Origin of the sequence: Nonomuraea sp. H19 (assembly GCF_052068215.1) — a bacterium.
Lineage (GTDB): Bacteria > Actinomycetota > Actinomycetes > Streptosporangiales > Streptosporangiaceae > Nonomuraea.
In genome coordinates this window covers 65,661-88,204 of sequence record NZ_JBQHCV010000035.1, presented here as the reverse complement: position 1 = coordinate 88,204, position 22,544 = coordinate 65,661, and the positions used below count along the sequence as shown (strand labels likewise).

Annotated in this window: 19 protein-coding genes; 17 read left to right on the top strand and 2 right to left on the bottom strand. The window is 70.2% G+C overall.

Annotated elements, in window-relative coordinates; all coding sequences use genetic code 11:
- Positions 1–126 precede the first annotated feature (126 nt).
- The 9 genes from mreD (at position 127) to obgE (ending at position 12,791) form a co-directional block, all read left to right on the top strand.
- A complete protein-coding gene (mreD, locus tag ACTMTI_RS48765) occupies positions 127–591 on the top strand; it encodes a rod shape-determining protein MreD (protein WP_441127705.1) in 465 nt (154 codons plus the stop codon).
- Positions 588–2,633, top strand: coding sequence for a penicillin-binding protein 2 (gene mrdA, locus ACTMTI_RS48760; protein WP_441127704.1), 2,046 nt, complete (start codon positions 588–590; stop codon positions 2,631–2,633). The genes mreD and mrdA overlap by 4 nt, the downstream gene beginning before the upstream one ends.
- A 44-nt stretch (positions 2,634–2,677) precedes the next feature.
- Entirely contained in the window at positions 2,678–3,796 is a 1,119-nt protein-coding gene (rodA, locus tag ACTMTI_RS48755; protein ID WP_441127703.1) for a rod shape-determining protein RodA, read from the top strand.
- Between the two features lie 80 nt (positions 3,797–3,876).
- On the top strand, positions 3,877–5,787 hold the full coding sequence (locus tag ACTMTI_RS48750; RefSeq protein WP_441127702.1) for a TIGR03960 family B12-binding radical SAM protein: 1,911 nt from the start codon (positions 3,877–3,879) through the stop codon (positions 5,785–5,787).
- A gap of 903 nt (positions 5,788–6,690) precedes the next feature.
- Positions 6,691–7,494, top strand: coding sequence for a TIGR03936 family radical SAM-associated protein (locus ACTMTI_RS48745; RefSeq protein WP_441127701.1), 804 nt, complete (start codon positions 6,691–6,693; stop codon positions 7,492–7,494).
- 143 nt (positions 7,495–7,637) lie between these two features.
- Positions 7,638–10,496 carry an Rne/Rng family ribonuclease gene (locus tag ACTMTI_RS48740; RefSeq protein ID WP_441127700.1) on the top strand — a complete coding sequence of 953 codons (2,859 nt, stop codon included), beginning with the start codon at positions 7,638–7,640 and terminating at the stop codon, positions 10,494–10,496.
- Between the two features lie 216 nt (positions 10,497–10,712).
- On the top strand, positions 10,713–11,015 hold the full coding sequence (gene rplU / locus ACTMTI_RS48735) for a 50S ribosomal protein L21 (RefSeq protein WP_127935461.1): 303 nt from the start codon (positions 10,713–10,715) through the stop codon (positions 11,013–11,015).
- Between the two features lie 15 nt (positions 11,016–11,030).
- A complete protein-coding gene (gene rpmA, locus ACTMTI_RS48730) occupies positions 11,031–11,288 on the top strand; it encodes a 50S ribosomal protein L27 (protein WP_101789901.1) in 258 nt (85 codons plus the stop codon).
- A gap of 150 nt (positions 11,289–11,438) precedes the next feature.
- Positions 11,439–12,791, top strand: a complete 1,353-nt coding sequence (gene obgE, locus ACTMTI_RS48725; RefSeq protein WP_441127699.1) for a GTPase ObgE — start codon at positions 11,439–11,441, stop codon at positions 12,789–12,791.
- A 196-nt stretch (positions 12,792–12,987) separates the two neighbouring features.
- On the opposite strand, the gene ACTMTI_RS48720 is transcribed toward obgE, so the two are convergent.
- On the bottom strand, positions 12,988–13,758 hold the full coding sequence (locus ACTMTI_RS48720; protein ID WP_441127698.1) for an SDR family oxidoreductase: 771 nt from the start codon (positions 13,756–13,758) through the stop codon (positions 12,988–12,990).
- Positions 13,759–13,813: 55 nt separating this feature from the next.
- On the opposite strand from ACTMTI_RS48720, the gene ACTMTI_RS48715 reads away from it, so the two are divergent.
- The 5 genes from ACTMTI_RS48715 (at position 13,814) to ACTMTI_RS48695 (ending at position 19,030) form a co-directional block, all read left to right on the top strand.
- Positions 13,814–14,407: a helix-turn-helix domain-containing protein gene (locus ACTMTI_RS48715; RefSeq protein ID WP_441127697.1), complete on the top strand. Its 594-nt coding sequence runs from the start codon at positions 13,814–13,816 to the stop codon at positions 14,405–14,407.
- A gap of 89 nt (positions 14,408–14,496) precedes the next feature.
- The gene (gene proB / locus ACTMTI_RS48710) at positions 14,497–15,615 is read left to right on the top strand and encodes a glutamate 5-kinase (RefSeq protein ID WP_441127696.1); all 1,119 of its coding nucleotides are present in this window, start codon (positions 14,497–14,499) and stop codon (positions 15,613–15,615) included.
- A gap of 19 nt (positions 15,616–15,634) precedes the next feature.
- Positions 15,635–16,909: a glutamate-5-semialdehyde dehydrogenase gene (locus ACTMTI_RS48705; protein WP_441127695.1), complete on the top strand. Its 1,275-nt coding sequence runs from the start codon at positions 15,635–15,637 to the stop codon at positions 16,907–16,909.
- A 50-nt stretch (positions 16,910–16,959) separates the two neighbouring features.
- On the top strand, positions 16,960–17,136 hold the full coding sequence (locus ACTMTI_RS48700; RefSeq protein WP_441127694.1) for a hypothetical protein: 177 nt from the start codon (positions 16,960–16,962) through the stop codon (positions 17,134–17,136).
- A gap of 91 nt (positions 17,137–17,227) precedes the next feature.
- The gene (locus ACTMTI_RS48695; protein WP_441127693.1) at positions 17,228–19,030 is read left to right on the top strand and encodes a serine/threonine protein kinase; all 1,803 of its coding nucleotides are present in this window, start codon (positions 17,228–17,230) and stop codon (positions 19,028–19,030) included.
- Between the two features lie 174 nt (positions 19,031–19,204).
- On the opposite strand, the gene ACTMTI_RS48690 is transcribed toward ACTMTI_RS48695, so the two are convergent.
- Positions 19,205–20,236: a M48 family metallopeptidase gene (locus tag ACTMTI_RS48690; RefSeq protein WP_441127692.1), complete on the bottom strand. Its 1,032-nt coding sequence runs from the start codon at positions 20,234–20,236 to the stop codon at positions 19,205–19,207.
- An 86-nt stretch (positions 20,237–20,322) separates the two neighbouring features.
- Here ACTMTI_RS48690 and nadD point away from each other — a divergent pair, with 86 nt between their 5' ends.
- From nadD to ACTMTI_RS48675, 3 genes are all read left to right on the top strand, one after another.
- Positions 20,323–20,937 carry a nicotinate-nucleotide adenylyltransferase gene (gene nadD / locus ACTMTI_RS48685; protein ID WP_441127691.1) on the top strand — a complete coding sequence of 205 codons (615 nt, stop codon included), beginning with the start codon at positions 20,323–20,325 and terminating at the stop codon, positions 20,935–20,937.
- A 367-nt stretch (positions 20,938–21,304) separates the two neighbouring features.
- The gene (gene rsfS / locus ACTMTI_RS48680; protein ID WP_441127690.1) at positions 21,305–21,700 is read left to right on the top strand and encodes a ribosome silencing factor; all 396 of its coding nucleotides are present in this window, start codon (positions 21,305–21,307) and stop codon (positions 21,698–21,700) included.
- A 61-nt stretch (positions 21,701–21,761) separates the two neighbouring features.
- Positions 21,762–22,391: a histidine phosphatase family protein gene (locus ACTMTI_RS48675; protein ID WP_441127689.1), complete on the top strand. Its 630-nt coding sequence runs from the start codon at positions 21,762–21,764 to the stop codon at positions 22,389–22,391.
- Positions 22,392–22,544 lie beyond the last annotated feature (153 nt).

Here is a 22,544-nt window from a genome sequence, read left to right as displayed (position 1 = left end):
GGAATCGGTTGAAGGTGCGGGTGCGGCCGCTCGGATCTCGTGAAGGCGGTCGTCCGCCGGTTGGCCGGGGCCGGTGAGTCCGGCGGTGCTTGCGGTGTGGTCGGTGAACTCTGGAGAGGGGGCGCGATGATCGGGATATTGTCCGTGCTGGTGGCGTTGCTGGCGCAGGTCATGCTGGTCAATCGGGTGCCGCTGCCTGCCGGGGGCGCACCTGACCTCGTGCTGCTCACCGTGGTCGGCACGGCCCTGGCGCGCGGGCCCGCCTTCGGCGCCACGCTCGGTTTCTTCGCCGGGCTGCTCGTCGACATCATGCCGCCGACCGCGCATCTGGTGGGAGAGTACGCGTTCGTGCTGGCGCTGGTCGGCTACGTCGCCGGGCGCGGCGCGGGCGGGCCGGTGACGACCGTCGTGCTGTGCGTGCTGATGGCGCCGCTGCTGGCGGCGGCCGTGGGCGGGCTGATCTCCGATCCGCGCGTGACGCTGTCCACGCTGACCGAGCAGGTGCCCGTCACCGTCGTCTACACGCTGCTGGTGTCGCCGATCGTGATCTGGCTGACCACGCGCTCCAGGCAGCCGAGGTACTTGACATGATCAGGATGCGGGCTCGGCTGCTGGTGCTGCAGGTGCTGGTGCTGGCGATGCTGGTCGTGCTCGGCGTTCGCCTGTGGCAGGTGCAGGTCGTACGCGGGCAGGAGTTCGTCACCCGGGCGACGGAGACCAGGACGCGGATGGTGATCGTGCCGGCCGTGCGCGGGCAGATCCTGGACTCCTCCGGGCGGCCGCTGGTGCGTAACAAGACCGCTCTGGTCGTGTCCGTGGACCGGGCGCGGCTGTCGAGGATGCCCGACGGCGGCATGGAGGCGCTGCGCAAGCTGTCCGCGGTGCTCGGCAGGCCGGTCTCGGACCTGCAGCGGCGGATCACGCCGTGCGGGCCGGGGGTGCCCAAGCCGTGCTGGACGGGATCTCCGTACCAGCCGGTTCCGCTGGACGAGAAGATCGGCACCAGGGAGGCGCTGCAGATCCTGGAGCGGCAGGAGGAGTTTCCCGGGGTGACGGCGGAGATCCACGCCGTCCGGCAATATCCCATGGGCAGGGCCGGCGCCCAGATGCTGGGCTACCTGCAGCCGGTCACCGAGCAGGAGCTGGAGAAGCGCGAAGGGCTCAAGGCCAGCTTCTCAGGCGTGGACCTGGCCGGGCGTGACGGGCTCGAATACGTCTACGACGACGCGTTGCGCGGCAAGTCGGGGTGGCGCAGGGTGCAGGTCGACCGGATGGGCAAGGCTCTGGGGGTCGAGGCGCAGGTGGCGCCCGTAGCCGGCGACCACCTGGTGACCAGCATCGACTCGCGCATCCAGGCCGTGACGGAGAAGGCGCTGGACAAGGCGATGAAGTCGGCGCCGGCAGCCGACGGTGGCGCGGCTGTGGTGCTCGACGCGCGTACGGGGCGGGTGGTGGCGGTGGCCAGCGCACCCGGCTATGACCCGGCGATCTGGGCGGGCGGGATCTCGGCCCGCGGATACCAGTGGCTGCTGTCGGAGAAGTCCGGCAAGCCGCTGGTGTCCAGGGCGATCAACGGCCAGTTCGCGCCCGGCTCCACCTTCAAGATCTCCTCGGTGGCCGCGATGCTGCGGGCCGGATACCCGCTCAACGGCACGTACGGCTGCCCAGGCTCCTACATGGTGGGCGACCGGGCCTTCAACAACTTCCGCGGCATCGGTCTGGGCACGCTCAACCTGCACACCGCGCTGGTCAAGTCGTGCGACACGATCTTCTACCGGGCCGCCTACGAGCAGTACCTCAAGGACGGCGGGCGCAACCCGAAGAAGTCGCCGAAGGAGGTGTTCGCCAACACGGCCAGGGGCTTCGGGTTCGGCGAGCCGACGGGCGTGGACCTGCCAGGCGAGTCCAGCGGCCGCATCCCCGACCGGGCGTGGAAGAAGGACCTGTGGAGGCAGACCAGCGCCACCAGTTGCGAGCGCTCGCGCAAGGGATATCCGGAGGTCAAGGACAGAGCGCGGGCTGAGTTCCTCAAGCGGCTGGCGCTGGAGAACTGCACCGAGGGGTTCCTGCTGCGGCCGGGCGACTCGGCCAACTTCTCCATCGGCCAGGGCGACGTGCTGGTGACGCCGATGCAGCTGGCCAGGGCCTACCTGGCGCTGGTGAGCGACGGCAAGCTGCGCAGCCCGCGCATCGGGTGGGCGCAGGTGCGGCCCGATGGCAAGGTGGTCAGGACCTTCGACGTGCCCGTGGTGGGCAAGCTGCCGCTCAGCGAGAAGGAACGCCACTACATCAAGAACGCGCTGAGCCAAGTCGCCTCCGACGGCACCGCGGCGGGAGCCTTCGCCGGGTTCCCGATGGACAAGGTGCGCATCGGCGGCAAGACCGGCACCGCGGAGGTGTGGGGCAAGCAGGACACCTCATGGTTCGCCTCGTTCGCGCCCACGCAGAACCCTCAATACGTGGTCGTCGCCATGGTGTCCCAAGGCGGGATGGGTTCGCAGACGGCGGCGCCCGCCGTACGGGAGATCTATGAGGGGATCTACGGCATCAAGCGGCCGGCGGCCGTGCCGGGCGGGAGTCTCGTGACCAGGTTGCCGAGGTTCGCGCCCGACGGAACGGTGGCCGGAGGATGACCGCCCGTGCCGCTGCCGTCCGACGGCCCTCGCTCCTGCGGCGGATGACCCGGGAGAACTCGAGGGTACGCAGGCTCGACGCGCTGATGCTGTTCGCGGTCGCCGCATTGTGCGTGATCGGCACGCTGCTGGTGTGGTCGTCCACCAGGACCTGGGCGCCCGGGTCCACGGGGCTGGTGAAGAAACACCTGCTCAACGAGGTCATCGGGGTGGTGCTGTGCGCGATGGTGGCCACGGTCGACCACCGGGCGCTGCGGGCGTACGCGCCCCTGATCTTCCTGGTGTCGCTGGCGGGACTGGGGCTGGTGCTCACGCCGCTGGGCGCGACGATCAACGGGTCGCACTCGTGGATCCTGCTCGGCGGGGGGTTCGCGGTGCAGCCGTCCGAGTTCGCCAAGGTCGGACTGCTGCTGATCATCGCGATGCTGCTGGCGCAGCCGGTCGAGGGGACCGATCGGCCGCGCGGGCTCGACGTCGTGCTGGCGCTCGTGGCCGCGGCGATCACGATGGGCCTGGTCATGCTCCAGCCGGACCTCGGCACGGCCATGGTGCTGGCCGTGATCATGGCCGCCGGGCTGGTGATAGGCGGCGTGCGCAAGCGCTTGATCGCGGCGCTGGTGGCGGTGGCCGGTCTCGGCGTGTTCGCCGTGTTCTACCTGGAGATGCTGGAGCCGTACCAGGTGGCGCGGTTCACCGCGTTCGTCGATCCGAGCGTCGATCCGCGCGGGGTGGGCTACAACAGCACGCAGTCGCTGATCGCCATCGGCTCGGGGCAGCTGCTGGGAAAGGGGCTGCTCGGCGGCGGGCAGACGACCGGCAGGTTCGTGCCCGAGCAGCACACCGACTTCATCTTCACGGTGGCGGGCGAGGAGTTCGGGTTCCTCGGGTCGATCACGATCGTGCTGCTGCTCGGCGTGGTGCTGCTGCGCGGGCTGAAGATTGCCAGGAAGTGCGAGGACAGGTTCGGGACGCTGGTCGCCGGGACGATCGTGTGCTGGTTCGGTTTCCAGACGTGCATCAACGTGGGGATGACAATCGGGATCATGCCGATCACCGGGCTGCCGCTGCCGTTCGTGTCCTATGGCGGCACCGCCACGTTCGCCAATCTCATTGCGGTCGGGCTGCTGCAGGCCATCAGAGTGCGGGGACAGTCGATCGATTGACGCACGTTCCTGGGCTGTCGCGATGAGTGCGAGGAGCGCCCCGGACCTGTCACCGTCTGAGCGCCGCTACGCTGGAGGGTATGCCTGTCGAGTCGATATTCCACCGCCTGGAAGCGCTGCTGCCCAAGGTGCAGAAGCCCATCCAGTACGTCGGAGGTGAGCTCAACTCGACCATCAAGGACTGGGACTCCGCCGATGTGCGATGGGCGTTGATGTACCCGGACGCCTACGAGGTCGGGTTGCCCAACCAGGGCGTGGCGATCCTCTACGAGATCCTCAACGAGCTGCCCGGCACGCTGGCCGAGCGCACCTACGCGGTCTGGCCGGACCTCGAGGCGCTCATGAGGGCCGAGGGCGTCCCGCAGTTCACCGTCGACGCGCACCGCCCGGTGCGTGCCTTCGACCTGCTCGGGGTGTCGTTCTCGACCGAGCTCGGCTACACCAACCTGCTGACCGCGCTCGACCTGGCCGGCATCCCGCTGCACGCCGTCGAGCGGGGCGAGGACGACCCGATCGTGATCGCGGGCGGCCATGCGGCCTTCAATCCCGAGCCGGTCGCCGACTTCCTCGACGCCGCCGTGCTCGGCGACGGAGAGCAGATCGCCATCGCCATCTCCGAGGTCGTCCGCGAGTGGAAGGCCGAGGGGCAGCCCGGCGGCCGGGACGAGCTGCTGATGCGGCTCGCCGAGTCCGGCGGGGTTTATATCCCGAAATTTTACGATGTCGACTATCACCCGGACGGGCGCATCAAGCGCGTCGCACCCAACCGGCCCGACGTGCCGTGGCGGGTGCACAAGCACACCGTGATGGACCTCGACGAGTGGCCCTACCCGAAGAAGCCGCTGGTTCCGTTGGCGGAGACGGTGCACGAGCGGTTCAGCGTGGAGATCTTCCGCGGCTGCACGCGCGGCTGCCGGTTCTGCCAGGCCGGCATGATCACTCGTCCCGTACGCGAGCGCTCGATCACCACGATCGGCGCCATGGTCGACAACGGCGTCAAGGAGTCCGGCTTCAACGAAGTGGGCCTGCTGTCGCTGTCGTCGGCCGACCATTCGGAGATCGGCGAGGTCGCCAAGGGCCTGGCCGACCGCTACGAAGGCACCAACACCTCGCTGTCGCTGCCCTCGACCAGGGTCGACGCGTTCAACATCGACCTGGCCAACGAGTTCTCCAGGAACGGCCGGCGCTCGGGCCTGACGTTCGCGCCCGAAGGCGGCTCGGAGCGGATGCGCAAGGTGATCAACAAGATGGTCACCGAGGAAGACCTGATCCGCACCGTCACCACGGCCTATTCGCAGGGGTGGCGGCAGGTCAAGCTCTACTTCATGTGCGGGCTGCCCACCGAGGAGGACGAGGACGTGCTCGGCATCGCCGACCTGGCCAAAAAGGTCATCAAGGCGGGCCGGGAGGCCACCGGCAGCCGCGACATCCGCTGCACGGTCTCCATCGGCGGCTTCGTGCCCAAGCCGCACACGCCGTTCCAATGGGCCGCGCAGGCCGACCACGAGACCGTCGACCGGCGGCTCAAGGCGCTGCGCGACTCGCTCAGGGGCGACAGGCAATACGGCCGGGCGATCGGCTTCCGCTACCACGACGGCAAGCCGTCCATCGTGGAGGGCCTGCTCTCGCGCGGCGACCGGCGGGTCGGCGCGGTGATCCGCGCCGTCTGGGAGGACGGCGGGCGCTTCGACGGTTGGAGCGAGCACTTCTCCTATGAGCGCTGGATGGCGGCCGCGGAGAAGACCGGCGTCGACGTCGACTGGTACACCACGCGCGAGCGGGAGGAGAACGAGGTCCTGCCCTGGGACCACCTCGACGCCGGGCTCGACCGCGAGTGGCTCTGGCAGGACTGGCAGGACGCGCTCAACGCGGGCGAGGTCGAGGACTGCCGGTGGACGCCGTGCTACGACTGCGGCGTCTGCCCGACCATGGGCACCGAGATCCAGATCGGGCCCACGGGGCGCAAGCTGCTGCCGCTGACCGTCGTCTGACTCGCCGCCCGTGCCTGCGCCGTCAGGCACGGGCCCGCATCAGGTCAGGAACGACGATGACGGCGGGCATCACGAGGTCGGCCATCGCCAGGGAATCTTCCTCGCGCGGTGGGCTCTGGACCGACGGGGAGATCGGCCTGACCGTCCGGCATCGCCGAACGCCAGGCAGACGAGCGTGCCGGCGCCCCGGAGCACCACGTGGAGACGCTCGCTCCCTGGGCGCGGCCGGCGCCCCGGAGCACCGCGTAAAGACGCATGCTCCCTGGGGCGCGGCCGGCGCCCCGGAGGACCGCGTAGAGACGCTCGCTCCCCGGGCGCGGCCGGCGCCAGGCGCGCGAACTGGGCGCCTGCCGCTCGCGCCTGGAAGTGGCAGCGGTCTTACGCGCGTCCGGGCCGGCAGCGTTAACCCGTGGAAATGGCCCGGCAGCTTTGTCGCGTGAAATAGCCCGGCGGGGTCGCCATGAGCCCGGTCGCGGGCGCCGGCACATCGTGCGCGACCAACTGCCCGGACAGCCCCGCCGAGGTGGGGCTGTGGCGGTATGCCGGCGCGGATCCATTCGAAACACGACCCGCTGGGCCGGACGGTGCCGTCGCTGAGCCGGTGAGGAGCGTGCTCGGGTTCGGCATGGGAGCGCCCCGACCGATGCGGTCAGGAGCCAGGTCTGATTTCCGCTTCCCGGATTTGACACGTCTGTGTGGGCACATCCATGGCCAGGCACCACATACCGGCCCGCGGTAAAAGATCTCAGAGGTCAGGACGGGGAATAGGGCTCCCGTGTGGCCTTATCCTGAGGGAAAGGAACACTGACACGGACGGAGAGGAAGCCGCGAGGCCGCCTCGACCGTGAGAAAGGAAGACAAGCTCTGAAACCTGTTCCCGATGGGCCCGCCCCCGCGCCGACGGTGCAGCGCCTCAGGGTGCGCTATGCCAAGCGCGGCCGCCTGCGTTTCGCCAGCCACCGCGACATCTCGCGGGCGGTGGAGCGTGCGGTTCGCCGCGCCGGGATCCCGGTGGCGTTCAGTGCTGGCTTCTCACCCCATCCGAAGATTTCCTATGCTGGCGCGGCGCCGACCGGCGTGGCCAGCGAGGCCGAATATCTCGAGATCGGCGTCACCGAGCCGTGCGATCCCGAGGGGGTGCGTGCGGACCTCGACGCCTCGCTGCCGCCGGGCCTCGACGTGCTAGATGTCGTCGAGGCTAGCTCATCCGGCTTCGCCGACCGGCTGGAGGCTTCGATCTGGGAGCTCCGGCTGCCCGGAGTCGAGGAGCCGGCAGTGCTGACCGCGGTGGAGAAGTTCCTCGCCGCGGAGGTCGTGGAGGTGGAGCGCCTCACCAAGAAGGGCGTCCGCCGGTTCGACGCGCGCGAGGCGGTGCTGACCATCGACGTGACGGATTCCCAGCCCGCCGACGGATCTGGAGCGCCGGCTCAGGGAATAGGTAGAACCGCAGCTCAGGTGCCCGGACGGCCGTGTGTCATACTGCGCATGGTTGTTCGGCATGCGACGCCTGCCGTTCGACCCGACGACGTGCTCACAGGGCTGCGCCTTGTGGCCGACTTCGCGCCGCCGGTTCCCCCCGAGGTGACCAGGCTGGCGCAGGGGCCGCTCGACGCCAGCACCGGTGCGCTTGCCGACCCGCTCGACCTGGACCGCGACAACACGCGCGGCGGCGAGCCGGGGCCGGTGGGTGGGCACGTCGCCGGTTAAGGACGTGCCTCGCGTGAGCAGGGCACGACCGCTGACAGGACTTGGCGCCATCGCCTCCTCACGGAGGCGTTGGCGGACAACGAGACACGAGAGCTCCTGCGCGGCGCGGCGACGCGCCCGGGAGCTGACGGGAGAGTGCCCGCATGCTCGACAACGAGCCCAACGCCGGGGCCACTGGCCCCGACGGGGAGACAACTGAACAGCCTGAGGTGACCAGGCGTCGCCGCTCCGCCAGCCGGCCCGCGGGGCCGCCGCCGGAGCCCGAGGAGCCGGCATCGGTCCCGGTCACCGTCCCCGCCGCCCAGGCCGCCCCATCGGTGGCCGAAGGCGTGCCCGTGCAACGCACCGTGGTGCAGAGGGCCGCCGGGGAGCCCGATCCTGAGTTGCTCGCGGCTGTCGAGAGTACCGCCGCCGCCGAAGCCGGTGCGCCGGAGAGCGCCGTCGAGGGTACGGCCGCCGGTGCGCCGGAGAGTCCGGTCGAGAGCGCCGTCGCCGAGGCCGTCGCCGAGGAGAAGCCCAAGCGGGCCACGAGGACGCGGTCCACCGCTACCACGACGCGGCGGCGTACCACCAAGAAGGCCGAAGAGGCCCCGGAAGCGCTCCCAGAGGGCGTCGCGCCCGCGGAGAGCGTTGTGGCCGCACCCGCCGAGGAGGCCGCGCCGGTGAAGCGGCGCAGGACTCGCAAGAAGGCGGAGCCGGAAGAGGCCGTGGCGCCGGAGGCTCCTGCCGAGGAGGTGGTGGCCGCCACGCCCGCCGGCGAAGGCGACCTGGCGCCTGTTGAGGGCGTCGGCGAGGAAGCCGGCGAGGACATCATGGAGATCCTGCCCGAGGACGAGCCGCTCGACGACGAGCCCGCGGGCGAGGACCTCGACGAGGAGTCCGTGCGGCCGAGCCTGCTCGCCGACCCGTTCGGGCTGACCGTGCGCAGGCAGGATCAGCCTGACACCGCGTTCCAGCGGCCGGCGGCCATTTTCGCCCCGCTGTTCCAGGCGCCCGACCCCAGCCAGGCCAAGCCCGCCGTGGTCCGGCGGCCCGAGCCGCAGCCCGTTCCCGTGCCCGTCGAGGCCGAGGACCTGTTGGACGAGGACGTGAGCGAGGAAGAGGCCGAGGCCGACACCTCCGAGGAGCAGGAGGAGGAAGCCGGCGGCCGGCGCCGGCGCCGGCGGCGCGGCGGCAGGGGCCGCGGCAAGGCGCGCGAGCGTGACGAGGCCGAGGACGACGAGGAGCAGGACGAGGACACCGAAGAGGAGCAGGCCGAGGAGGCCCAGGAAGAGGAGGCCACCAGCTCCCGCCGCCGCCGTCGCAGGCGCCGCCGCGGCACCGAGGAGGGCGCCGAGCCGGCCAGCGACGATCCGCCGAACACGGTCGTACGCATCCGCGCGCCGCGCTCCGGGCGTACGGCGACGCTCGACACCGCCACCGACGGGGTGCAGAGCGTGCGCGGCTCCACCCGGCTCGAGGCCAAGAAGCAGCGCCGCCGCGAGGGCCGCGAGCTGGGCCGCAGGCGCCCGCCGATCATCACGGAGTCGGAGTTCCTGGCCCGCCGCGAGTCCGTCGACCGGATGATGGCGGTGCGCCGCCAGGGCGACCGCACGCAGATCGCGGTGCTGGAGGACGGCGTGCTCGTCGAGCACTACGTCAACCGCGAGGCCAGCCAGTCCTACGTCGGCAACGTCTATCTCGGCAAGGTGCAGAACGTGCTGCCGTCGATGGAGGCGGCGTTCGTGGACATCGGCAAGGGCCGGAACGCGGTCCTGTACGCCGGCGAGGTCAACTTCGACACCGCCGGGATGGAAGGCCAGCCCAAGCGGATCGAGTCGGCGCTGAAGTCCGGGCAGTCGGTGCTCGTGCAGGTCACCAAGGACCCGATCGGGCACAAGGGCGCCCGGCTCACCAGCCAGATCAGCCTCCCGGGGCGTTATCTGGTCTACGTGCCGGACGGGTCGATGACCGGGATCAGCCGCAAGCTGCCCGACAAGGAACGCACCCGGCTCAAGAGCATCCTGAAGAAGGTCATGCCGGAGAACGCCGGCGTGATCGTCCGCACCGCGGCCGAGGGCGCCTCGGAGGACGAGCTGGCCCGCGACGTGGCCCGGCTGTCCGCCCAGTGGGAGAGCATCCAGAAGAAGGCCAAGTCGGCCAGCCCGCCCGAGCTGCTGTCCGCCGAGCCCGACCTGACCATCCGGGTCGTGCGGGACGTGTTCAACGAGGACTTCACCTCGTTGGTCGTGCAGGGCGGCGACGCCTGGGACACGGTCGACGACTACGTCAAGTACGTCGCGCCGCACCTGGGCGAGCGGCTGTCGAAGTGGGACGGCGAGCAGGGCGACGTGTTCGAGTCGTACCGGATCGACGAGCAGCTCGCCAAGGCGCTGGACCGCAAGGTGTGGCTGCCGAGCGGCGGCTCGCTGGTGATCGACCGCACCGAGGCGATGACCGTCGTCGACGTCAACACCGGCAAGTTCACCGGCCAGGGCGGCAACCTCGAAGAGACCGTCACCAGGAACAACCTGGAGGCGGCCGAGGAGATCGTGCGCCAGCTCCGGCTGCGGGACATCGGCGGCATCATCGTGATCGACTTCATCGACATGGTGCTGGAGTCGAACCGCGACCTGGTGCTGCGGCGGCTGCTGGAGTGCCTGGCCCGCGACCGGACCAAGCACCAGGTGGCCGAGGTGACCTCGCTGGGGCTGGTCCAGATGACCCGTAAGCGGGTCGGTCAGGGGCTGCTGGAGGCGTTCTCGACGCAGTGCGACTGCTGCAACGGCCGCGGCCTGATCATCCAGACCGAGCCGGTCGAGACCAAGCCCGAGCCGCGCGGCACGCAGGGGAAGATGGCGGTCGAGAAGTCGGTCGCCGACAAGGTTTCCGCGGCCAAGGACACCAGGGGGCGTGATACGGTGACCGGTGCGCTTGAAGACATCCCGATCGAGGACGACCAAGCCAGTCAGACTTCCGGCAGGGGGCGGCGACGCTCCCGCCGAGCCAAGTCCTCCGAGTAGCCTCGGCGGACTTCCGACGATCCGTCCGGTTCGCCTAGGGGCCCGTTAATCCGGTACCCTGGTGAATCGGCGCGTCAGGCGGCGCGCCCTGTTGGCGCGCTTGATCGGTTCGTCGGTTTGAGACAGACCGAATGACAGGCGCAGCATTCGGCGGCCACCTCTTCGTGGGTGGCCGGGAATCGGCAAGCAACAGTGAGTCAGTAGAAGGGTTCCGCGGTGTACGCGATCGTTCGTTGCGGCGGCAGGCAGCAGAAGGTCTCCGTCGGTGACGTCCTCGAGGTGGACAAGGTCGCCGGCGAGGTCGGCTCTTCGGTTTCGCTGCCGACGGTGCTCGTCGTCAACGATGGCGACGTGACCACGGAGGCGGGCAAGTTCACGGTCAGCGCCGAGATCATCGGTGAGACCAAGGGACCGAAGATCCGCATTCTCAAGTACAAGAACAAGACCGGTTACAAGAAGCGCCAGGGTCACCGTCAGCGGTACACCCAGGTGAAGATCACCGGTATCGACCAGGCCTGATCGGGAGTTTGAGAGATGGCACACAAGAAGGGCGCGTCGTCCACCCGGAACGGCCGTGACTCCAACGCTCAGCGCCTGGGCGTCAAGCGCTTCGGCGGCCAGCTGGTCAACGCGGGCGAGATCATCGTCCGGCAGCGTGGCACCCACTTCCACCCCGGCGACAACGTCGGTCGTGGTGGCGATGACACGCTGTTCGCGCTGACCGCTGGTCACGTGCAGTTCGGCCTCAAGCGCGGCCGTCGGGCCGTGAGCATCGTTCCCGTCGCGGAGTAGGGTTTCCCTCTCCCGACCTCGGGTTTGTGGCTTCAGGGGTGGATCGAGCCGGTTTCGATCCACCCCTTGGCGTTTTCTGGGGCCGGGACTTGAGGGCCTGGCTTCGTGTTGGAATGAGATGCCCCTGGTGGGGCGATGGAGGAATGCTGGATGCCGGACTTTGTGGACCAGGTGGTCCTGCACATCAAGGCCGGTGACGGAGGGAACGGGTGTGCCTCCATCCACCGGGAGAAGTTCAAGCCGCTCGGCGGGCCGGACGGCGGCAACGGCGGGCGCGGCGGAGATGTGATCCTCGAGGTCGATCCCAACACCGCGACCCTGCTCGACTACCACCGGCGGCCGCATCGCAATGCCGAGAACGGCAAGCAGGGGCAGGGCTCCAACCGGGACGGCGCCAACGGTCAGGACGTGATCCTGCCCGTGCCCAACGGCACCGTCGTGAAGGACGCCGCCACGGGCGAGGTGCTGGTCGACCTCGTGGGGGCCGGCACCCGCTACGTCATCGCGCAGGGCGGCCACGGCGGACTCGGAAACGCCGCCCTGGCCAGCACCAAGCGGAAGGCGCCCGGGTTCGCGCTGCTCGGGGAGCCCGGCGACGCGCTCGACGTCATGCTGGAGCTGAAGAGCGTCGCGGACGTGGCGCTGGTCGGGTTCCCCAGCGCCGGCAAGTCGTCGCTGATCGCCGCACTGAGCGCGGCCAAGCCCAAGATCGCCGACTATCCGTTCACCACCTTGATCCCCAATCTGGGGGTGGTGACGGCGGGCGACACCGTGTTCACCGTGGCCGACGTGCCGGGGCTGATTCCCGGGGCCTCGCAGGGCAAGGGGCTCGGGCACGAGTTCCTGCGCCACGTCGAGCGGTGCGACATGCTCGTCCACGTCATCGACTGCGCCACCATGGAGCCGGGCCGCGATCCGATCTCGGATTACGAGGTGATCGAGGCGGAGCTGCAGGCGTACGGGAAGCTCGAGGACCGGCCCCGGCTCGTCGTGCTCAACAAGGCCGACGTGCCCGACGCGCGGGAGCTGGCCGAGATGGTCACGCCCGAGTTCGAGGCGCGGGGGCTGCGGGTGTTCACGATCTCGGCGGCCACGCATGACGGGTTGCGGGAGTTCACGTTCGCCATGGGCGAGTGGGTCGCCGCCGCCAGGGCCGCCAAGCCGATCGAGGAGCCCACGCGGCTGGTCATCAGGCCCAAGCAGCTCGGGGACGCCGGCTTCAAGGTGCGACGGGTCAACGACAACCTGTTCCAGGTCACCGGTGAGAAGCCGGAGCGGTGGATCAGGCAGACGGACTTCACCAACGACGAGGCTGTCGGCTATCTCGCCGATCGGCTGGAGCGGCTCGGCGTCGAGGAACAACTGGCCAAGGCCGGGGCCACCGCCGGCGTCGAGGTGGTCATCGGGTCGATGGAGGGTGGCTACGTCTTCGACTGGCAGCCCACGCTCCACGCGGAGTCCGTACGGCAGGGGCCGCGCGGCAGCGACAACCGCCTCGGGTGAGGGCTGCCGTGGCGGGCTGATTCGGCCGTCTGCCCCCGTCTGCCTACTGCGGAGGCGGGCTCGTGTGGGCGCTCGTCACTGCTGTCGAAGGTGGTGCTGATGGGTGCCGACGGGGGCGTGGCACTGGGATCGGCTGGCGGCCCTCGGGGGCTACCAGCGCAGGACGGCTTCGGCGCCGCCGTCGGCGTACAAGAGGCTACGAGCGCAGGACGGCTTCGGCGCCGCCGTCGGCGTACAGGATCTGGCCGGTCATGAAGGAATTGTCCGGGCTCACCGTCCAGGCCAGGAGGGCCGCGATCGCCGCGACCGGCCCGGGGAAGCCCAAAGGCTGCGGCATCGCGGCGCTCACGAGTTCGCGCGCGGCCGGATCGTCCAGGAACGTCCTCCTCGCCGTCTCCGTGTCCACCACCCCCGGCGCCACCGCGTTGAGCGGGATGCCCGACCCCGCCCAGTCGGGACCGACGGCGGCGCGGCGGAGCCACTGGTTGAGCGCGAGCTTGGTGGACGGGTAGACGGCGCGCCCCCGGCCGGCCTCGACGGCCGTCACAGCGGCGGCAGCGGCGACCTCCTCGTCCATGGACAGGCAGGCTTCGACGACGCTCTCGTCGGCGGCCACGATCGCGCTCAGCGAAGACACCGCGACCGCCCTGGGCCGCTCCGCCGCCGTCAGGAGCGGGCGCAGGCCCTCCAGGGTCGCCAGGGTGCCGAAGAAGTTGAGCCGTACGGTCAGCGGGGACGGGAGCGCGACGCCGGCCACGGCGATCACCCCGTCGATCCTCCCGCCGGAGATCGCTGTGACCTGCGACACGAGGTGGTCGCGGCCCGCCGGGTCCGCCAGGTCGGCGATCACCTCGGCGTCCCGTATGTCGCAGCGGATCACTCGTGCTCCGGTGGCCGCCAGGTGGTCCGCGCCGGCCGCTCCTATGCCGGAGGCCGCGCCGGTGACTACGTAAGTGCGTTCACTCATAGGCAAATGACTACATCGAATGAAGTAATTCAGTCAATGTAGTAATGTGTCCGTCATGAGCGAGGGACTGCGGGAGCGCAAGAAGCGGCGTACCCGTGAGGCGCTGATCGCGGCGGCGCTGGAGCTGTTCCAGCGGCAGGGCTACGACGCCACGACCGTGGCGCAGATCGCGGCCGCAGCCGACGTGTCCACCAGGACGTTCTTCCTGCACTTTCCGGCCAAGGAAGACGTCGTCCTGGCCAACGCCGAGGCGCGGGTGGCTCTCGCGGTGCGGATCATCGAGTCGCGCCGGCCCGAGGAGGCGCTGCCTGACGTGCTGGCGCGGGCGATCGAGCTCATGATCGCCGACGTTTCCGGCTCCGACCTGGCCACCGGGCTCGCCGATGTGCGGGTGCGGCTGGCTCTCACCGTTCCCGAGCTGCGGAGCTGGCTGATGCGGCGGTTGCTGGACGCGCAGGAGCGCCTCGTCGAGGCGTTGTGCCGCAGCTATCCGGAAGAGCACGATGTCGTGGCCGTCGCCGCGCTGGTGGGGGCGATGATGGGGGCCGTGACCTCGGCCGCGGCCTACGCGCTGCGCCGAGGAGACGCACCGGAGCAGGTCGAGGCCGCCATGCGACAAGCCGCCGCCGGCCTCGCCCCCCGCCGATAGGCCGCCGGCCCGCGGTCGGGCAAGGGCCCCGGTCTTCGCGGGCAGGAGCGGTACGGCTGCAGGTCCGGGGCTCGGATAGGCTGCCAGACGTGCGGGAACAGATCAGCTCAGCGTCGAAGGTCGTCGTCAAGGTCGGCTCTTCCTCGCTCACCACTCCCCAGGGCACGATCGACGTCGATCGGGTGGACGCTCTGGTGGACGTGCTGGCGGCGCGGCGCCGCACCGGGACGCAGATCGTCCTGGTCTCCTCCGGGGCGATCGCGGCGGGCCTCGGCCCGCTCGGGCTGAGCGCGCGACCGCGTGACCTCGCCACCCAGCAGGCGGCCGCGTCCGTCGGCCAGGGTGTGCTGGTGGCCCGCTACACCTCCTCCTTCGCCCGTTACGGCCTGCGTGTCGGCCAGGTCCTGCTGACCGCCGACGACATGATGCGCCGCGCCCACCACATCAACGCCCAGCGCACCCTGACCCGGCTGCTGGAGCTGGGCATCGTCCCCATCGTCAACGAGAACGACACCGTGGCCACCGACGAGATCCGCTTCGGCGACAACGACCGGCTGGCGGCGCTGGTGTCCCACTTGATCCACGCGGACGCGCTGGTGCTGCTGTCGGACGTGGACGCGCTCTACGACGGCCCGCCCAGCCGCGGCGGGGCGCGCCGGCTGGCGGAGATCCGCGGGCCGCAGGACCTGGCCGGTGTCGAGCTGGGCAAGAACGGCGCGTCCGTCGGCACCGGCGGCATGGTGACCAAGGTGCAGGCCGCCAGGATCGCCACCGGGGCCGGCGTGCCCGTGGTGCTCACCGCGGCCGCTCATGCGGCTCAGGCGCTGAGCGGAGCCGACGTGGGCACCTACTTCCACCCCGGGGGCCGCCACCCCGGCACGCGCCTGCTGTGGCTCGCGCACGCCGCCACCGGGCGCGGCCGGCTGCACCTGGACCACGGCGCGGTCGAGGCGATCGTGACGCGGCGCAAGTCGCTGCTGCCGGCCGGGGTGACGTCGGTGGAGGGCGAGTTCGCGGCGGGCGATCCCGTGGACCTGTGCGGCCCGCAGGGGGCCGTGGTGGCCCGCGGGCTGGTCAATTTCGACGCCGTGGAGATCCCTGACCTGCTCGGACGCTCCACCAGGGAGCTGGCGAGCGCGCTCGGTCCGGAATATGAACGCGAGCTGATCCACCGCGACGACATCGTCATACTGGAAGCCCATAATTGAGCCCGACGAGGAGCACGTCATGTCCGATGACTTCCTGAAGGTCGCCCGCGCGGCACGAGAGGCCGCCGCCGAGCTGGCCCCGCTGCCGCGGGCGCCGAAGGATCGGGCGTTGCGCGCCGTCGCCGACGCCCTGGTCGCACACGCGGCGGAGATCGTCGAAGCCAACGCCAAGGACGTCGAGCAGGCCAGGTCCCAGGGCACGTCCGAGGCGATGATCGACCGGCTGCGGCTCGACGAGGCCAGGATCGCCGCCATCGCCGAGGCCGTGCGCCAGGTGGCAGACCTGCCCGACCCGGTCGGCGAGGTCATCCGCGGCAGCACTCTGCCCAACGGGCTGGAGCTACGCCAGCTGAGGGTGCCGCTGGGCGTGATCGGCATCATCTACGAGGGGCGCCCCAACGTCACGGTCGACGCCGCCGCGCTCTGCCTCAAGAGCGGCAACGCGGTGCTGCTCAGGGGCTCCTCCAGCGCCTACTCCTCCAACTCGGCCCTGGTGAAGATCATGCAGGGTGCGCTCGAAAGCACCGAGGTGCCCTCGGGAGCCGTGCAGCTCGTGCCCGGCCTGACCCGGGACTCGGTCAAGGAGCTGATGCGGGCCAGAGGGCTGGTCGACGTGCTGATCCCGCGCGGCGGCGCGTCGCTGATCAACTCGGTGGTCGAGGAGTCGACGGTGCCGGTGATCGAGACCGGCGTCGGCAACTGCCACGTCTACGTCGACGCCGAGGCCGACGTGGATCTGGCCGTGCAGATCCTGGTCAACGCCAAGGCGCAGCGGCCGTCGGTGTGCAACGCGGCCGAGACGTTCCTCGTACACGCCGACGTCGCCGACGTGTTCGTGCCGAAGGCGCTGCAGGCGCTCGGCGAGGCCGGTGTGACCGTGCACGGTGACGAGCGGATCGCCCGCTACGGCTCCGAGGTCGTGCCCGTCACCGAGGACGACTTCTATGCCGAATACCTCTCGCTCGACATCGCCGCCGCCGTCGTCGGCTCGCTGGAGGAGGCGGTCGCGCACATCAGGCGCTACGGCTCCGGCCACACCGACGCCATCATCACCAGGTCGCAGCGGGCCGCCCGCAGGTTCGTCGCGCGGGTCGACTCGGCGGCCGTGGCGGTCAACGCCTCGACGAGGTTCACGGACGGAGGCGAGTTCGGGTTCGGAGCGGAGATCGGCATCTCCACGCAGAAGCTGCACGCGCGCGGGCCGATGGGGCTGCCCGAGCTCACGTCGACCAAGTGGGTCTATACCGGTGAGGGGCATATGCGCACGTCAGAAGGCACGGTGGTGCCCGGTTAGTCGGCGTGTCGGGCTGACCGGCGCCGGGCACCGCGGCTTGACTGGGGGACATGGAGATTGTCGTCGCCCTCGTCTTCTCGGCCGCGGTGCTGTTCGGCGCCGACCGGCTGATGCTCTGGCTGGAGAGCCGTGGCCACGTCAACTGGCGCAGGAAGGGCCGCCGACGGCTGTCCGAAGAGCCCACGGCCGAGCTGGAGAGCATGCTCTCCGACCACGCACGCCGATAAACCTCTACGGCCTCCGGCGCGCCGCAAGCGTTGACTCCCGTCCCAACGCTAGGGTTGTGTCCCTTATGGGCGCGCCGGGCGGGGAGGGACGGTGAGCAAGCTCGGCAAGGTCGGGCCGTACACCCTGCTCGAGCGACTCGGCCGGGGCGGCATGGGCGAGGTCTACCTCGCGACCACCCGCCGTGGCGAGCGCGTCGCGCTCAAGGTCCTGCACGACCTCGCGGAGGACGAGTCCTCGCGCATCAGACTCGAGCGCGAGGTCCGCGCGCTGCGCAGGGTCGAGAGCCCGTACGTCGCCAAGGTGCTCGACGCCGATCTGGGGTGCGCGCGACCGTACCTGGTCATGGAGCACATCGAGGGCGTCACGCTGCTCGAACGGGTGCGCCAGAGCGGCCCTCTCGACGTCTCCCAGCTCGTCGACCTGGCGCAGGGCATCGCCGCGGCGCTCGCCATCATCCACGCGGCCGGGGTCGTGCACCGCGACCTCAAGCCCGGCAACATCATCATGGGCGCGCAGGGTCCCGTACTGATCGACTTCGGCATCGCGCAGGTGCTGGATGCGACCCGGCTCACGATGACGGGTACGTTCCTCGGCACGCCCGGCTACACCGCGCCGGAGATCTTCTCCGACGAGCACGTGGATTCGCCCGCCGACGTCCACGCCTGGGCCGCGACGGTGGCGTTCGCGGCGACCGGGCGGCCGACGTTCGGGCGGGGTACGGCCGAGGCGCAGATGTACGCGGTGCTGAACGGGCAGGCCGACCTCAAGGGCGTGCCCGTGGAGCTGCTGCCGCTGGTACGCGCCGCGCTCAACAGGGAGCCCGGCAAGCGGCCCACGGCGGCGTTGCTGGCCGACCGGCTCTCGCGCCTGGCCAAGGCCACCAGCACGCCAGAGCCCGAGCCGCCCGCGGCCGGTGCGCGTGCCGCCGGCGTGGCCGAGGAGATCGCCGGCAAAGGCACGGCCGCGCGGAGCCGCATTGCTGAGGAGACCTCCCGGGGCGAGGCGAAGTCCGCGCGCGGCAGGCCGAACAGCGCGGGCGCGGACGGGAAGGTGCCCGCGCCGCGGGGCCGTACGAGTGCGGATGGCAAGGGCACGGCGGCGCGCAGCCGGACGGGCGCGGAGGGGGCTGCGGCGCGCAGCCGGACGGGCGCGGAGGGGGCTGCGGCGCGCAGCCGGACGGGCGCGGACGGGGCCGCCACGCGCAGCCGGACGGGCGCGGATGGGAAGGTGCCCCCGCCCCGGAGCCGCGCGAGTGCCGAGGGGAAGGTCACGGGGCCGCGCGCCAAGGTGGCCGCGCCGCGTCCGCGCACGGTCGCGGCCGTCCGGAGCCGGCCGGTCAAGCCGCAGGACAGGAGGAGGGCGGAGTCGTCCACCACGCTGCCCGCGGGCAACGGCGCCCTGCTGCTGCTCGCGGTGCTGGCCGTGCCGTGCGTGGTGACCTCGGTGATCTGGCCGATCGCCTCCATCGCGATCACGACGAGCTTCGTGGTGCTGACCAGGACGCTCTGGATGAGTCACTGGATGGTCAGGAACCGCAGCTCGCAGCGTACGCGGGTGGCGTTGCGCGTGCTGCTCTTCCCGTTCGCGCTGGCCGGCGCGACGACGACCGCTGTCGTGTGGCCGGGCGTGCCCGTCGCGGTGGCGTCGGGCGGAGCGCTCTGGGTGACCGGTGGAGGTGAGATCGACTCCAGCTGGTGGCAGCAGCCCGCGCCCGTGACCGTGGCGGGCGTGGTGTTCGGGATGCTGTGCGGTGGCATCACCGGGCGCGAGATCGAGCGGATCGGCGGCCGGCTGCCGGATCTCCGCAGGGAAGGGCTGCGCGCACTGGCCGTGCTCGGCGGATTCGTCGCTCTGTGCGCGGCCGCCGTGCGCGCCATCGCCCTCCTGCTCTGACCGGCCGCCCTCCTCGGCACGCTCGACGGGTCACTCCGGCTCTGCGTGGTTGCTCCGACCCGCTGCCGCAGGATGACGTGGTGGTTGCGAACGCCGGCACGCTCAGCATCCACCGGCGGGGGCAGCGGGTCGACGCGGCTGATCAATCAGGATCGGCCGCGTGCGCTGATCGGGCTAGCCCTGGCCGCCGTCGCGGCGGGAGAAGCGGTTGAAGATGCGCTCGCCCGCGTTGACGGCGCCCTCGGCCACGTCGCGCAGGACGCCGATGAACGGGTCCTGTGACTGCGACCAGGACGCGCGGTAGGACTCGGCCGCCGCCTTGATCTCGTCGGTCACCCTCGCGTTGGGGTCGTCCTCCCTCCGGGGGTAGTCCCCGCCGAGAATCCGGTCGTATTCGCCGCTGCGCTGCCACTTGTCCAGCTCGGCCACGCGCACCACGGCGAACGGGTGCGTGGTGCCGAGCAGGTTGAGCACCTTGAGGAAGCCGTCGCGAAGGTCGCCCGCGGTGTCGTATTCCTGGTATTGCTCCAGGAACGCCTCGATGTTCATCTCGTGGGTGTAGTCGCCGCCGGCCAGCTTCATCAGCGCTCGCTTGGCCGCCTCCGGGTTTTGCCCGGTCAGCAGGCCGCCGCGGTCGGAGGACAGCTCCGACTTGCGGTACCACTCCTCCAGGCCCGCGACGATCGCGCGCAGGCCGATGTAGCCGAGCGGGATCCAGGCGACGCGGGTGGCGAGGCGGGTGAGGATGTCGAGCATCGTGCGGTAGACCGCGTGCCCCGACAGGATGTGCGAGGTCTCGTGGCCGATGACGAAGCGCTGCTCCTCCTCGTTCATGAGGTTGAGCAGACCGGTGGTCACGACGATGAACGGGTCGTCGAAGCCGATGGCCTTGGCCTGGACCTGCGGGTCCTGCTGGACGTAGATCTCGGGGATCCGGTGCAGGTCGAGGGTGTAGGCGGCGTCGCGGCCCATGTCGTAGAGGGTGCGGAACTGCGTCTCGCTCACGCGCACGGCCGACGCCAGGTACATCAGGCGCAGCCGGCGCTCGCTGATGAGACCGGACATCTGCTTGAGAACCGTGTCGAACCCACTCAACTTACGCAGAGCGACCAGGGCGGACCGGTCTGCGGGGTGTTCGTAGGCTCGGGACGATATGCCGGGCAGTTGGACGCGGTTGCGGTCCGGGGTGGTCTTCATGCCCGGCATGCTACGTCCGCAACGGAAGTGATGCGCGGACATCACTAAGGGGGGTGCCATCATGTTGTCTAGAGCGTCCGCGTAAGGTCCGTTTCATGATGAACGCTCCTGGTGTCCAAGGGATGCGGAGAGTTGGAGTGATGGGTGGGACGTTCGATCCCATCCACCATGGACACCTCGTCGCAGCCAGCGAGGTGGCTCACCACTTCGAGCTCGACGAGGTCGTTTTCGTGCCGACGGGACGGCCGTACCAGAAGTCGGGACGCGAGGTGTCGGCGGCCGAGGACCGCTATCTGATGACGGTCATCGCGACCGCGTCGAACCCCCGCTTCTCCGTCAGCAGGGTGGACGTGGATCGTCCGGGCCCCACGTTCACCATTGACACTTTGCGTGATGTTGCAAACATTTATGGTCCTGAGGTTGAGCTCTACTTCATCACCGGCGCCGACGCGCTCGGCGCCATTCTCGGCTGGCAGAACGCCGACGAGCTGTTCGAGCTGGCCCATTTCGTCGGGTGCACGCGTCCCGGGCACACCCTGCACGACCCGGGTCTGCCCGAGGGCCGGGTGACGTTGCTGGAGATTCCCGCACTGGCCATTTCCTCGTCGGAGTGCCGGCAGCGGGTGGCCAAGGGGGAGCCGATTTGGTATCTGGTTCCGGACGGGATCGTCCAGTACATCAACAAGCGGGGGCTGTATCACGCCCGCTGACGAAGGCATCCGTGCCGGTAGGCCCAGACGTTGACGGTCTGGCGCGGGCGGCCACCAGGTGTCGTTCAGATGTTCTACCCCGCAGGGCCGAATGTTGGTAGTCTGGCGGTCGCTCAGCGTGATGGCCGAGGGGTGGTGCACTTCATGCCGGCGTACCGGTCCGCCCTCGCAGTGCCGGACTGCGGACACGATCCGCCGGCACCGGATGCGGCGAGGACACGGGCGACCAGAACCTCCGACACCGTTCGGCTGAGCATGGCTCCTGCCGGCAGGACCCACTCCAGCACAGTCATGAGGAACGGTTTCGGGCCAGAAGGGTACTCTCATATAAGGGCATGCTGCCGACACAGGAGGACAGACCCGTATCGTGACCGCATCTGACAGATCCGTCCAGCTCGTGCGCATCGCCGCGGAGGCCGCGGCTGACAAGCTGGCCGATGACATCCTCGCCTACGACGTGAGCGATCAGCTCGTCATCACCGACGCTTTCCTGCTCTGCTCCGCCACCAACGACCGTCAAGTCCGCGCCATCGTCGACGAGATCGAGGAGCGGCTGCGCACCGAGGCCGACGCCAAGCCCGTACGCCGCGAAGGCGAGCGGGAGGGCCGCTGGGTGCTGCTGGACTACATCGACATCGTCGTGCACGTCCAGCACGAGGAAGACCGTACGTTCTACGCGCTTGAGCGCCTGTGGAAGGACTGCCCGGCCATCTCGCTGCCGGAGAGCGTCATGCAGGCCAACCTTCAGCGGGCGCGTGCGTGAGCGAGCGAATCATTGAAAATGACAGGGTTACCCACAGAGAGCTTCTCGGCGAGGAATCCGCATGAGTAGGCGGATCGTCTGCCTTCGGCACGGGCAGACGCTGTGGAACGTCGAGCAGCGCTTCCAGGGCCATTCCGACATCCCCCTTGACGAGACCGGCGTCGCGCAGGCCGCCAGGGCGGCGTCGCTGCTGGCGTCGCTGCGGCCTACCCTGATCGTCTCGTCCGACCTCCAGCGGGCCAACGACACCGCCCTCGCGCTCGGGCGCGTCGTCGGGCTCGACGTGGCCGTGGACAAGGACTTCCGCGAGCGGGGCGGCGGGCAGTGGGAAGGGCTGACGCGGGAGCAGATCGCCGCCCGCTGGCCCGAGGAGTATGCCGCCTGGGAGGCTCCGGACGGCGAGCCGGTCACGGATGTCGCCGCCCGGGTGGCGGCCGCCATGCGCCGGTGGGCGGCCCGCCTCGGCGACGACGGCCTGCTGGTCGTGGCCTCGCACGGGGCGGCGCTGCGGCTGGGCATCTGCGAACTGCTCGGGCTGCCCGAGCAGTTGTGGCCGGCGATCGGCGGGTTGGGCAACTGCTCCTGGTCTGTGCTACAGGAAGGCCGCAAGGGCTGGCGGCTGCTCGAACACAACGCCGGGACCCTGCCCGAGCCGATCAACAGCGACGACCGGCCGGACGCGGAGGCATAGGAGATCCCGTACGGCTCGGGGGCCGTACGGCGGTTGATCATTGGACGGCCGGCTTCCGGTCGTCCGCGGGCGCGCCGTAGTCCTCCAGAGTGATGGCGTTCGCAGCTTTTGCCGTGAGTTTCTTGATCATGTCCTTTCCCGGCAGGTACGGGA

Bases quoted from the DNA above. Each gene is read 5' to 3' on its own strand.
- obgE (WP_441127699.1), top strand. From the start codon at position 11,439: ATGCCGGACTTTGTGGACCAGGTGGTCCTGCACATCAAGGCCGGTGAC.
- ACTMTI_RS48720 (WP_441127698.1), bottom strand. From the start codon at position 13,758: ATGAGTGAACGCACTTACGTAGTCACCGGCGCGGCCTCCGGCATAGGA.
- nadD (WP_441127691.1), top strand. From the start codon at position 20,323: ATGATGAACGCTCCTGGTGTCCAAGGGATGCGGAGAGTTGGAGTGATG.
- mrdA (WP_441127704.1), top strand. From the start codon at position 588: ATGATCAGGATGCGGGCTCGGCTGCTGGTGCTGCAGGTGCTGGTGCTG.
- ACTMTI_RS48705 (WP_441127695.1), top strand. From the start codon at position 15,635: ATGTCCGATGACTTCCTGAAGGTCGCCCGCGCGGCACGAGAGGCCGCC.
- rpmA (WP_101789901.1), top strand. From the start codon at position 11,031: ATGGCACACAAGAAGGGCGCGTCGTCCACCCGGAACGGCCGTGACTCC.
- ACTMTI_RS48700 (WP_441127694.1), top strand. From the start codon at position 16,960: ATGGAGATTGTCGTCGCCCTCGTCTTCTCGGCCGCGGTGCTGTTCGGC.
- ACTMTI_RS48740 (WP_441127700.1), top strand. From the start codon at position 7,638: ATGCTCGACAACGAGCCCAACGCCGGGGCCACTGGCCCCGACGGGGAG.
- ACTMTI_RS48715 (WP_441127697.1), top strand. From the start codon at position 13,814: ATGAGCGAGGGACTGCGGGAGCGCAAGAAGCGGCGTACCCGTGAGGCG.
- mreD (WP_441127705.1), top strand. From the start codon at position 127: ATGATCGGGATATTGTCCGTGCTGGTGGCGTTGCTGGCGCAGGTCATG.
- rodA (WP_441127703.1), top strand. From the start codon at position 2,678: ATGACCCGGGAGAACTCGAGGGTACGCAGGCTCGACGCGCTGATGCTG.
- ACTMTI_RS48690 (WP_441127692.1), bottom strand. From the start codon at position 20,236: ATGCCGGGCATGAAGACCACCCCGGACCGCAACCGCGTCCAACTGCCC.
- ACTMTI_RS48750 (WP_441127702.1), top strand. From the start codon at position 3,877: ATGCCTGTCGAGTCGATATTCCACCGCCTGGAAGCGCTGCTGCCCAAG.
- ACTMTI_RS48675 (WP_441127689.1), top strand. From the start codon at position 21,762: ATGAGTAGGCGGATCGTCTGCCTTCGGCACGGGCAGACGCTGTGGAAC.